The sequence below is a fragment of the Mesorhizobium sp. M7A.F.Ca.US.005.03.2.1 genome (assembly GCF_003997795.1).
GTDB classification, from domain to species: Bacteria; Pseudomonadota; Alphaproteobacteria; order Rhizobiales; family Rhizobiaceae; genus Mesorhizobium; species Mesorhizobium ciceri.
The window spans coordinates 1-11,277 of sequence record NZ_RZRP01000114.1; the positions used below are offsets into that span (position 1 = coordinate 1).

General features: G+C 60.9%; 10 protein-coding genes and 1 pseudogene. 2 read left to right on the top strand and 9 right to left on the bottom strand.

Annotation, left to right across the window (positions count from 1 at the left end; translation table 11 throughout):
* Positions 1–6: 6 nt before the first annotated feature.
* Entirely contained in the window at positions 7–894 is an 888-nt protein-coding gene (locus tag EN991_RS09195) for an MBL fold metallo-hydrolase (RefSeq protein ID WP_064995500.1), read from the bottom strand.
* Between the two features lie 11 nt (positions 895–905).
* Positions 906–2,219: a homogentisate 1,2-dioxygenase gene (hmgA, locus tag EN991_RS09200; RefSeq protein ID WP_127368617.1), complete on the bottom strand. Its 1,314-nt coding sequence runs from the start codon at positions 2,217–2,219 to the stop codon at positions 906–908.
* An 87-nt stretch (positions 2,220–2,306) separates the two neighbouring features.
* Between hmgA and EN991_RS09205 the strand changes: the two genes are divergently transcribed.
* Together EN991_RS09205 and EN991_RS09210 are read left to right on the top strand one after the other, a co-directional pair.
* Complete coding sequence (locus tag EN991_RS09205) at positions 2,307–2,780, top strand: MarR family transcriptional regulator (protein WP_024505603.1); 474 nt, start codon at positions 2,307–2,309, stop codon at positions 2,778–2,780.
* A 144-nt stretch (positions 2,781–2,924) separates the two neighbouring features.
* Positions 2,925–3,431: a DUF2380 domain-containing protein gene (locus EN991_RS09210; protein WP_013532320.1), complete on the top strand. Its 507-nt coding sequence runs from the start codon at positions 2,925–2,927 to the stop codon at positions 3,429–3,431.
* Positions 3,432–3,439: 8 nt separating this feature from the next.
* On the opposite strand, the gene tdh is transcribed toward EN991_RS09210, so the two are convergent.
* From tdh to EN991_RS09245, 7 genes and pseudogenes are all read right to left on the bottom strand, one after another.
* Positions 3,440–4,474 (bottom strand): L-threonine 3-dehydrogenase, encoded by a 1,035-nt coding sequence (tdh, locus tag EN991_RS09215; protein ID WP_127368618.1) that lies wholly within the window; start codon positions 4,472–4,474, stop codon positions 3,440–3,442.
* Positions 4,474–5,661, bottom strand: a complete 1,188-nt coding sequence (locus EN991_RS09220) for a glycine C-acetyltransferase (protein ID WP_127368621.1) — start codon at positions 5,659–5,661, stop codon at positions 4,474–4,476. Before EN991_RS09220 ends, tdh begins: the two co-directional genes overlap by 1 nt.
* Positions 5,662–5,699: 38 nt before the next feature.
* Positions 5,700–6,644, bottom strand: coding sequence for a homoserine kinase (locus EN991_RS09225; protein WP_127368619.1), 945 nt, complete (start codon positions 6,642–6,644; stop codon positions 5,700–5,702).
* Positions 6,645–6,681: 37 nt separating this feature from the next.
* Complete coding sequence (thrC, locus tag EN991_RS09230; protein WP_245460928.1) at positions 6,682–8,211, bottom strand: threonine synthase; 1,530 nt, start codon at positions 8,209–8,211, stop codon at positions 6,682–6,684.
* 67 nt (positions 8,212–8,278) lie between these two features.
* On the bottom strand, positions 8,279–9,601 hold the full coding sequence (locus tag EN991_RS09235) for an FAD-binding oxidoreductase (protein ID WP_127368620.1): 1,323 nt from the start codon (positions 9,599–9,601) through the stop codon (positions 8,279–8,281).
* Positions 9,602–9,790: 189 nt separating this feature from the next.
* Positions 9,791–10,120: pseudogene (locus EN991_RS09240) on the bottom strand (IS481 family transposase); the annotation flags it as partial.
* A 60-nt stretch (positions 10,121–10,180) separates the two neighbouring features.
* Positions 10,181–11,277 (bottom strand): FAD-binding oxidoreductase (locus EN991_RS09245; RefSeq protein ID WP_164768937.1); only part of this gene is annotated, 1,097 nt, incomplete at its 5' end.

Below are 11,277 nucleotides of genomic sequence, written 5' to 3' on the forward strand. Positions count from 1 at the left end.
CAAGCTTCATGCGGTTTCCTCTCCTGCTGCAGCTTTGGCGCTGCTTAAGCCCACAACAAGACCGTCGCGGGCGATCGTCAAGTCGCCGTTCCAAGTTTTCCTGACAGCGGCAGTCCAGTCGGCCTCGCCTATCAAAGAATCGTCGGCCGGAATAAGGTGGTTGAGCACCAATCTCTTCACGCCGGCATCGCTTGCGATGCTGCCGGCCTCTTCGGCAAAGCTGTGGCTGGCGAGCAGATGCTCTCTGAGGCGCGCACCATTGCCGGTCCTGGCCACCAGTCGCTCGATGCCCTCTTCCAGCATTGCCTCGTGGACGAGGATGTCGGCGCCTCGGGCAAAATCGGCGAGCGGCGGATAAAAGGCCGTATCGGCGGAGAACACGACGCTTTTGGCGCCATGCTCGAAGCGCAGCGCAAAACAATCGGTCACCGGCGGATGCTCGACGCGCAGCGCCGAAACCGTCAAGCCGCCCTGCGCGACCACCTGGCCTTCGCCGAATTCGCCGATCGACACCAGATCGCGAATATCCGGCCGGCCTTCGTCAACGATGCGGATCTCGATGTCGAACTCCATCGCCTGGCAAAAGCGCCGCCAGTAATGACCGGTGCCGGGCGGGCCGAACACGCCGACGGGCGTCGCGAGGCCCGCCGTCCAGGCGGTGTGGATCAGCGGCCCCAGTTCCAGCACATGGTCGGAGTGCAGATGCGTGATGAAGATCAGGTCGAGCGACTTCAGGCTGATGCCGGCATCGACCAGACCACGCGTCACGCCAAGGCCGCAGTCGACGACGATGCTGCGGCCGCCGATCTGCAGCAGCGACGAACTCGGCCATGGACCACCCGGCCGCAATGCCGGGCCACCCTTCGAGCCCAAAAGCACCAGCCGATCCGGCATTGGCTCGGTGATCAAGACCAGTCGCCCTCGGGCGTGCCGTTGAAACGCTTCTTCAGGTCGGCCCAGCAGTCGATGTAGTTGTCCTGCCGGGTTTCGAGCTCGGCGCCGTAGCGGGTCAGCATCTGCGGAAATCGGGTCTCGAACATGAAGGCCATGGTGTTGTCGAGCTTGACCGGTTTCAGCTCCGCGCGCGAGGCCTTTTCAAAGCCAGGCGCATCCGGCCCATGGGCCAGCATCAGATTGTGCAGGCTGATGCCGCCAGGCACAAAGCCTTCTTCCTTGGCGTCGTACTGGCCGTGGATCAGGCCCATGAACTCGCTCATGATGTTGCGGTGGTACCAGGGCGGCCGGAAGGTATCTTCGGCCACCAGCCAGCGCGGCGGAAAGATGACGAAGTCGATGTTGGCCGTGCCCTCCTCGCCGCTCGGCGCGGTCAGCACCGTGAAGATCGACGGGTCGGGATGGTCGAACAAAAGCGCTCCGACCGGTGAAAAGGTCGCCAGATCATATTTGTAGGGCCCATAGTTGCCGTGCCAGGCAACGACATCGAGCGGCGAATGGCCGATCTCGGTGACATGGAAATTGCCGCACCATTTCACGATCAGCCGGCACGGCGTTTCCTTCTCCTCGAACCATGCGCCAGGCGTCTTGAAATCGCGTGGGTTGGCCAGGCAATTGGCGCCGATCGGGCCGCGATCGGGCAGCGTCAGCTTGGCGCCGTAGTTCTCACAGACGTAGCCGCGCACTTCGGCGTCGACCAGCTCGACCTTGAAGACCAGACCGCGTGGCAACACCGCGATCTCGCCGGGCCGCAGCTCAATGACGCCCATCTCGGTGACGAAGCGCAATGCGCCGACTTGCGGCACGACCAGCAACTCGCCGTCGGCATTGAAAAAATGATCGTCCGCCATCGAGGTGTTGGCGACATAGACATGCGCCGCCATGCCGGTCTGCCCGAGCACGTCGCCAGCGGTTGTGATGCTGCGCATACCGGCGATGAAATCGGTCGGCTCCTTCGGCATCGGCACCGGGTTCCAGCGATACTGGCCGAGCGCCAGTTCATGATCGCCGACATTGGGCGCACTCTTCCACAAGGGATAGCTCGCCGCCTTGAAGCGGCCGGTGTGCTTGACGCTCGGCCGGATGCGGTAGAGCCAGGACCGCTCATTGGTGCCGCGCGGCGCGGTGAAGGGCGAGCCTGAAAGCTGCTCGGCATAGAGGCCGTAGGCCGGCCGCTGCGGCGAATTCCGTCCCTGCGGCAACGAGCCGGGCAGCGTCTCGGTCTCAAAATCGTTGCCGAAGCCCGGCATATAGGAAAAGGCCATTGCTTCCTCCCGAAATGGATATCAATTGACCAAACTGGTTTCATTTGTAACCATCGAAAATGTAACCATCAATGGCGGCTTTGAAAAATGGCGATCAGGAGCGAAGCGTCCGACGCGGCTGAAATTCTCAATCTGGAAAACTTCCTGCCCTACCGGCTCTACCGGCTTGCCGACGCCGTCAGCCGCGAATTTTCGAGGATATACAAGGACAGCCATGGCCTGACGCGGCCGGAATGGCGCACCCTTTCGGGGCTGGGGCAGCATGGAACGATGACTGCGACCGAACTCGGCGAGCAATCGGCTATGCACAAGACCAAGGTTTCACGCGCCGTGGCTGAACTCGAGCGGCGGCGCTGGTTGATGCGGACACCTGATGAGAAAGATCGCCGTATCGAACATCTGACGCTGACCGGAACGGGGCTTGCCGCCTATCGCGAGATGGTGCCGCTGGCGAAGGCGTTCGAACGGGATTTGCTGGCAAGGCTCAGCGCTGAAGAGCGCACGGCGATCACCAGCGGACTGGCTGCATTGGAGACCAGTCTGGTCCCGAGCAAGAGTTAGTCCAAGATCAAGCCAATCACTCTGAACGACGGAGTTCGAGCGAGACTGCGTGGAAACTCCCGAAGCATAGCATTGCTTTCGATTTAATCGTGATTTGCGTTGTCAGGCCGCATATAATGCCCATCATACCGTCAGGAGGATACGATGAGCATTCGCACATTAAGTGTCCTGGTGACGCTGCTTGTAGGCACCTGCACATTTGCGCAGGCGCAGCAGACAAAGCCGATGTCGATCGAAGTGTTCCCTTTCGAATTGGAGGACAAGAGCGCCGGGGCGGGAATAATTCCCCCGGATGAATATGACAGGCGCTATCTGTCGGAATCAGCACAAGTTGCTAAGGACATGCTCTCCCAGTCTGGGCGTTTTACAGTAATTGATGTGCCGGCGAGGGATACACAGGCTGCGGCGCCGCACGGATTGCGCAACTGCGCTGGTTGTGAAGGCCCGATTGCCAAGGAGCACGGCGCGTCGCTTGCCTTGCTTGGCGTCGTAACGCGCGTCAACCGAACAGAACATACTATGTTCATTCGCATCCTTGACGCCGAAACCGGGAAACATGTTTCGGAGGGGTTTACCGATCTTCGCATGGGTGCGAACTACGCGTGGCCCCGCTCCGTGAAATGGCTGATGAAAAACAGAATTCTGCGTTAGGGCGGCATCTACCAATCCATCACCACCTTGCCGGAACTGCCGCTGCGCATTGCATCGAAGCCGGCTTGGAAATCGTCGATGCCGATGCGGTGCGTGATAAGCCCGGAAACATCCAGCGGCCCCTGCACCAGCGCGATCATCTTGTACCAGGTCTCGAACATCTCGCGGCCATAGATGCCCTTGAGATGCAGCATCTTGAAGATGACCTTGTTCCAGTCGATCTCGAATCCGGTCGGGGCGATGCCCAGAATGGCGATCTTGCCGCCGTTGTTCATGGTGTCGATCATGTCGCGGAAGGCGGGGGCTGCGCCCGACATTTCGAGGCCGACATCAAAACCCTCGGTCATGCCGAGTGCCGGCATGACATCGCGCAGCTTTTCCTTCGAAGCATCCACGACATGCTGGACGCCGAGCTTTTTCGCCAGCGCCAGCCGCACCGGATTGATGTCGGTGATGACGACTTTTCGCGCGCCGACGCATTGGGCGACGAGCGCGCCCATGATGCCGATCGGCCCGGCGCCGGTGACCAGCACGTCCTCGCCGACCAGATCGAAGGAGAGTGCGGTGTGCACGGCATTGCCCAACGGATCGAAGATGGCGGCGATCTCGTCCGGCACATCATCGGGGATCGGCACGACGTTGTGCTGCGGGATAGCCAGATACTCACCGAAGGCGCCCGGACGATTGACGCCGACGCCGAGCGTGTTGCGGCACAGATGCCCTCGCCCGGCGCGACAGTTGCGGCAATGACCGCAGACGATGTGGCCCTCGCCCGACACGCGCTGGCCGACCTTGTATTCGGTGACCGCTGCGCCGAAATCGGCAACGGTGCCGACGAATTCATGGCCCGTCACCATCGGCACCGGCACCGTCTTCTGCGCCCACTGGTCCCAATTGTAGATGTGCACGTCGGTGCCGCAGATCGCCGTCTTCTTGATCTTGATCAGCACGTCGTTAGGGCCGATTTCCGGCACCGGCACCTCTTCCATCCAGATGCCTGGTTCGGCGCGAGTTTTGACGAGTGCGCGCATAATGTTGGACATCAGCCAATCACTCCGAGTTCGAGGCCGACCTCACCGAACGCTGCAATTGCCCGATCGATATCGGCTGTCGAATGGGCGGCCGACATCTGCGTCCTGATCCGCGCTTGGCCTTTCGGCACCACCGGGAAGGAAAAGCCGATCACATAGATGCCGCGCTCAAGCAGCATGTCGGCCATCTGCGAAGCCAGCACGGCATCGCCGATCATCACCGGAATGATCGGGTGGTCAGCTCCAGCCAATGTGAAGCCGAGCTTTTCCATACCGGAGCGGAAGCGTTGCGCGTTCTCGTAGAGACTTTCACGCAGCCCGTCGCCCCTCTCGATGATGTTGAACACCTTGAGCGATGCTGCCGCGATCGCTGGCATCAGTGTGTTGGAGAAGAGGTAAGGCCGCGATCGCTGGCGCAGCCAGTCAACCACCGGCCTGCTCGCCGCCGTATAGCCACCCGAGGCACCCCCCAGCGCCTTGCCCAGCGTACCGGTGATGATGTCCACCCTGCCCTCGACACCGCAATATTCCGGCGTGCCACGGCCATGCTCACCGACGAAGCCGACAGCGTGGCTGTCGTCCACCATCACCATTGCATCATATTTTTCCGCGAGGTCGCAGACGCCCGCCAAATTCGCGATGATGCCGTCCATCGAGAAGACGCCGTCAGTGGCGATGAGCTTGAAGCGGCTGCCTTCAGCCTTTTTCAGTTCTTCCTCGAGGCTCTCCATGTTGTTGTTGGTGTAGCGGAAGCGTTTCGCTTTGGAGAGCCGCACGCCGTCGATGATCGAGGCATGGTTGAGCGCGTCGGAGATGATCGCATCCTCTTCCGAAAGCAGCGTCTCGAACAGGCCGCCATTGGCGTCGAAGCAGGAACCATAGAGGATCGTGTCTTCCATGCCGAGGAAGCTCGATATCTTTGCCTCGAGCTGCTTGTGTTCCTCTTGTGTGCCGCAGATGAATCGCACCGACGCCATGCCATAGCCGTATCGGTCGAGCGCGGCCTTCGCCGCCTCACGCAGCTCTTCGCTGTCGGCGAGGCCGAGATAGTTGTTGGCACAGAAATTGAGCAGCTTGCGGCCGCCAACCTCGATCTCGGACGACTGGGACGAGGTGATGACGCGCTCGCGTTTGTACAGGCCCTCCGTCTCGATCTGCGAAAGCAGCTCGCGAACGTGGTCGTTGAGAGACGGTGCCATCCTGCCTTCGCTTCCACTGATGATCTTCGCAGCCTTGCTCATACGATTTCTCCCCTGTGCACGCATAACATACGCTCGAAGTAGCTTGGATCGTGCGCTTTGAGGATTGCAGCCTCCCGAGGCTGGTACAGATCCCACAGACGCGATAGCCAAAAGCGAAATGCTCCAGCGCGTTGCATCGCGGGAAGCAATATGCGTTCGGCTGGTGTAAGCGCTCGAACGGACCCATAAGCGCCTAAGAAAGCGGCTGCTCGCTCACTGTCTTGGCGGCCGGTGCAGTCATCGACACACCAGTCGTTGAGGCACACAGCAATATCGAAAAGGAAGGCGTCGCATCCGGCGAAGTAGAAATCAAAGACGCCGGTCAGATGACTGCCGGCAAACAACACATTGTCACGAAAGAGATCGGCGTGCACCGGCCCCCTGGGGAGTTGTTCGTAGGTGGGAGACACAGCAATTTGGTTCTGAAAGGTAAGCTCGCTGGTGAGCCGCGACCGTTGTCCATCGGACACGTATTGGCCGACCACCGGCACCACCTCGTTCCACCACTCGAGACCTCGCGGATTGACCTGGTGTCGTGGGTAATCGGTCCCGGCCACGTGTATTCGCGCCAGGATCTCCCCGATAGAGCGACAATGTGACACTGTCGGTGCTGTCACGCTTTCGCCAGGAAGCCTGTTGACGACCACAGCAGGCCGGCCTTTCAGCGAGTGAAGGATTTCGGCACTCGCGTTGGCAACCGGATTCGGGACCGGCATTCGCCGCGCCGCAAGGTGTTTTATGAGATGAAGGTAGAAAGGCAATTGTTCGAATGTGAGGCGCTCAAACAAGGTGAGCACATACTCTCCGGTTTCGGTATCTACGAAGTAGTTCGTGTTCTCAATTCCGGTCGTAATGCCCCGAACAGAACGCGGCCAGCCCAGACCCAGCGCCCCAAAGAGCGCTGCGACTTCGTCGACTGATAGCTCCGTATATACAGCCATGGCGGAAATAGCGGTCTCCGATTGTTCAAACAGTTCTTCAGCGGGCCGCAGCCTGCAAAATTTCGGCGACGTGGGTCTTTACGGTCTGTGTATCGGCGGGAAGGACCTTAAATCGTCTCGGCAAGTCTTCTATTCCATCGAACCGTTTTGGACGACATGGCTCGTGGCCCAAAGCCTCCCTGATGGTCTCCGCGAATTTGACCGGCAGGGCCGTCTCGAGCACGATCATCGGCATCTCCAGAACGGAGTGCCTGCGAGCGACCGTGATGCCGTCAGCTGTGTGTGGGTCGACCAGCGTGTTGAAGCGGCGCCAAGTGTCACGGATCGTTTCCAACCGGTCGGCGTGCGTGCTCTTGCCGCTGCAGAAGCCAAAACGAGCGGCCACCTGCGCGAAGGCGGAATCGCCACTGAGATCGAACTGTCCTCGTCGCCTGAGTTGGTCGTCGAACATTGATTTCGTCCGGCCCGCATCGCGACCGAGCAGTTCAAAGACGAAACGCTCAAGATTGGAGGCCTTGGAAATGTCCATCGATGGGCTTGATGTTTCATACGTGTCCGCGCGGCCCCGCAAGCGATACACGCCGGTGCGGAAAAACTCATCGAGCACATCGTTCTCGTTGGTTGCAACGACGAGACGGGATATGGGAAGCCCCATCATGCGCGCAACGTGACCAGCACAGATGTTTCCGAAGTTCCCCGAAGGAACGGTGAAGTCGACCTCTGATGTGTTCCCCGCGTTGACCTGGAAGTAGGCGGAGAAGTAGTAGACGACCTGAGCCACCAGCCTGGCCCAGTTGATCGAATTGACGGCGCCTATCCGGTGGCGCCTCTTGAAGTCACCATCGCCGGACACGGCTTTCACGATGTCCTGGCAATCGTCAAAGACCCCTTCGATGGCGATGTTATGGATGTTTTCGTCCTGCAGGCTGAACATCTGAGCTTGCTGAAAGGTGCTCATGCGTCCGTGCGGCGACATCATGAAGACCCGCACCCCCTTCTTGCCGCGCATGGCATATTCCGCCGCGCTGCCCGTGTCGCCACTGGTCGCCCCGAGGATGTTCAGTTCCTCACCCCGCCGCGCCAGTTCATACTCTAGGAGATTGCCAAGCAACTGCATCGCCATGTCCTTGAACGCCATCGTGGGGCCGTTGGACAGTTCCGCCACGTGGAGACACGTTTCAAGCGCGCGCACCGGCACGATCCTGGTCGTCCCGAAAACCTCGGGCGTATAGGTCTTCGCGCAGATGGTCTTAAGATCGGCGGGCGGAATATCGTCGATGTAGAGCGACAGGATCTCGAAGGCGAGGTCCGGATAGGACAGCCTCCGCCACCGATCCAGCATGGCGTCATCCACGAGCGGGTACGTCTCGGGCACATAGAGCCCGCCATCCGGCGCCAGACCTTCAAGCAGTATCTCGCAAAACTTCCTGCGTTGGGGGTGGCCTCGCGTCGAGATGTAGTGCATGTGATGCTCCTCCTTGTCGGCGCGCTCGTTCAGCCGGGGCCGCAGCGCTGCATGGTCAATGGGCCGCCCAGCTTCAGCCGTCAGCGTCTGGCCTGCCACCATGCGATCTTGTCCTGCAGGCCATAGCGGCGATTGTTGGTGGGCGTCAGGCCTGACTTCCGGCTGATCTTCAGATAGCGGCGATGTCCAGCTTCGAGCCGTCGACCAGACGCGACAGGCGGAGCGGTGTAGGATCGACGCAAGGCGTGTCGTCTACGACAAGCTGTGCGGCCAGATAACCAAGCCCCGGGCCCAAACCGAAGCCGTGGCCCGAGCAGCCCGCCGCGAGGAAGAGGCCTTTTACCCCGTCCACCTGCGACACCACGGGCACTGCGTCCGGCGTGCAATCGACGAAGCCGCCCCAGGCACTATCGATCTCTATATCGCCGAGTTGGGGGAAGGTCTTCCGGACACTCTCCACCACTTGGCTTACCAGCCATTTTAAGGGTGGAGGGTCCAGCACCCGATTCTGTTCGAAGATCCGATCGTCGTTGGTCAGCAGCGCCGGCATTGAATCCGGCCCCGAAAGGAACGATTGGCCGATGCCGAGCCTGACGTTCTTTAGGCGACGCAAGAATTGCGGCATGAATTCCCGGCTATACCGGATAGCCTGGGGCGTGATTTCGAGGTTCGCCTTGCCACTGATCGCAAGCGTATAGCTGCCGTCCAGTCGGCGCGTGATCGTGCAGTAGGGTGTGGAGATCGCCTCGCCTATGTTGATTGTGGGGGTGGAACGCAGCGCGGTCTGCCGGATGCTCGCTTGGGGGAAACTGATCCCGAGCGGCCTAAGGAAGCGCGAGGACCAGGCGCCAGCGGCGCACAGCACCGCGCTGGTTCTGATGTAGCCCTTCTCCGTGTGCACGCCCGCAATCTTGCCATTGGCCAAGTCGAGCGCCCGCGCGGCGCATTCCTGGTGGATGGTGGCGCCCAGAGCTCTGGCCCCCTCGGCGATAGCCGGTGCGGCAAGCGCAGGCTCGGCCTTGCCATCCCGGCCCGAATAGGTCCCGCCGACCCATTTGTCGCGCGCTTCGGGGACGCGCTCGGCCACCTCCGCCCGGCTCAGCATGCGGGTGTCGACCTCGTACTCCCTGGCGACCTCGCGCCACCTTTCCCAACCGGCGAGCACAGCCTCGTCGTGAGTCGCAGAGACCAGACCGCAGCGTCGAAATCCAAGATCGCGATTGATATCGCGCGTCAGCTCGTCCCATAGTCGCATGGAGATCACCGAGAGCGCCAGTTCGCGCCGATCGCGGTTCTGCTGGCGGCACCAACCCCAGTTTCGGCTCGATTGTTCACAGGCGACGTGGCCCTTCTCGAGCAGAGCCACAGAGAGGCCACGCTTCGCCAGGAAATAGGCGGCCGTAGACCCGAGGATGCCGCCGCCGACGATGACGACGTCGACTTCGGCCGGGAGACGCTCATCGCTGTGAATACGTTCGACTCGGGGCGACATGTTCCAACCAACCTCGGCTGCCAAGAATGCGGAAGCAAAGTTCCGATCAGCCCTTCATCGCATCGTGCGCTCGAAAGAATGTGCCGAAATCATCTAGGACTTCGCCAGATGTGCGGGTTTTTGATCCCTTGGTCGATACGAACTGCTCAAGCCCGACCGAGTCCCAGTTCGGCGCAGGGCGGCGTATGGAAAGTAACCGATCGGATAGCTCCTGAACTTCTTCTCGCCGGCCGGTCGCCTTCGACATTGTCCAAGCGGCTGACGCAGTGACGTTGCAGGCAGCGGTGCAATGACGAGGTCTCAGATGCGAGATCGTCGGCTGCAACGCATAGAGGCAGTCACCCAGCGGCAGTAGCGTATAGCGTCGAAAAGCGACGATGACGGCCTCTTCCTCGACCGTGAGCACGTCGACCGAACCTCCGTCGGCCCAGTCGGTAGATCGAGAACACAGATCCGACTCTGCAACTTCGCGTCGGTCTTCTGGTTGATCCCATAGCGCTTCGCCAGCGCCCTCAAGCTCCGCGGTGCCTCCATCTGGGCCGCAGCGACGAATGGTCAAAAGGCCGTCACCGTCGGCGATCAGCGGCTGGCGCGCCAGAAGGCGATACGGTCCTGCAACCGATAGCCCTGGATAATCGCCGGCATGAACCACGGATTGCCGCGATAGAGCGGGATGGCGGAAGGCGGTCGAAAGTCGAACGCCGTGCGCGACTGCTCGCCATGCCCCATCAGCTTGTGGGCCGCACGCATACCGATCCATGGCGCCCAGACCACGCCCGAGCCGCAGAAGCCGGTGGCATAGACCATACCATCCTTCTCGAAGACGCGGGGCAGCATGTCGCGGTTCATCGCTACGTTGCCAAACCAGCAATGCGAAAGGCGCACGTTCTCCAACTCCGGGAAGAGGTTCACCAGGCCCTTGCGCAGGAGAAGTTTCGGGGCAATCGGATCGCCGACACGAGAACTGTCGCGCCCCCCCAGCAGAATGCGTTTTCCGTCAGGCGAGGGACGATAATAGAAACCGAGTTGCCGGTTCTCGGTGATCGTCATCAGCTTCGGCATCAGTCGTGCCATGACATCGGGCGCTAATTCCTCGGTCACGATGATCCGGCTGCGGACCGGAACCAGCCGGCGGCGCAAGAAGGGTGCGGCGCCGTCGGTATAACCGTTGGTACAGACCAGAACGTGCCGCGCATCCACCGTCCCAGCGGAAGTCACCACGCGAAAGCCCGAACCATTCCTCTCGATCGACTTGACCGCCGTGTGCGAATGAACCGTCAATCCGGATGCGAGCGCCACCCGCAGGAGTTCAGCGTGGAACTTTGCGGGGTGCAGCCCGCCAATGTCCGTCCGAACGGTTCCGCCGCGGTAGAAATCGGTGCCGATATAGTTCCGCTGCTCGGCATGCGGAACGGCGTAAGACTCGATCCCCAGTTTCTTCGCCAGCCTCTCGGCGCCGCGCGCCATCTTCTCATACTGCTCATAGCCGAAAGCGCCTTTGAACTGGCCGACCAGGCGGAAGTCGCAGTCGAGCCCTTCGGTCTTGATGAAGTCGTAGAGGAATTCGCGCGCGATCTTGCCCTCGGCCTCGATCGCCATGGCCTTCTCTTCACCGAAACGCCTGGTGATTGCGGCAGCATCCGGCCGGATGCTCCCGCTCGCAATCCCGCCATTGC

Bases quoted from the DNA above. Each gene is read 5' to 3' on its own strand.
- EN991_RS09195 (WP_064995500.1), bottom strand. From the start codon at position 894: ATGCCGGATCGGCTGGTGCTTTTGGGCTCGAAGGGTGGCCCGGCATTG.
- hmgA (WP_127368617.1), bottom strand. From the start codon at position 2,219: ATGGCCTTTTCCTATATGCCGGGCTTCGGCAACGATTTTGAGACCGAG.
- EN991_RS09205 (WP_024505603.1), top strand. From the start codon at position 2,307: ATGGCGATCAGGAGCGAAGCGTCCGACGCGGCTGAAATTCTCAATCTG.
- EN991_RS09210 (WP_013532320.1), top strand. From the start codon at position 2,925: ATGAGCATTCGCACATTAAGTGTCCTGGTGACGCTGCTTGTAGGCACC.
- tdh (WP_127368618.1), bottom strand. From the start codon at position 4,474: ATGTCCAACATTATGCGCGCACTCGTCAAAACTCGCGCCGAACCAGGC.
- EN991_RS09220 (WP_127368621.1), bottom strand. From the start codon at position 5,661: ATGGCACCGTCTCTCAACGACCACGTTCGCGAGCTGCTTTCGCAGATC.
- EN991_RS09225 (WP_127368619.1), bottom strand. From the start codon at position 6,644: ATGGCTGTATATACGGAGCTATCAGTCGACGAAGTCGCAGCGCTCTTT.
- thrC (WP_245460928.1), bottom strand. From the start codon at position 8,211: ATGGTGGCAGGCCAGACGCTGACGGCTGAAGCTGGGCGGCCCATTGAC.
- EN991_RS09235 (WP_127368620.1), bottom strand. From the start codon at position 9,601: ATGTCGCCCCGAGTCGAACGTATTCACAGCGATGAGCGTCTCCCGGCC.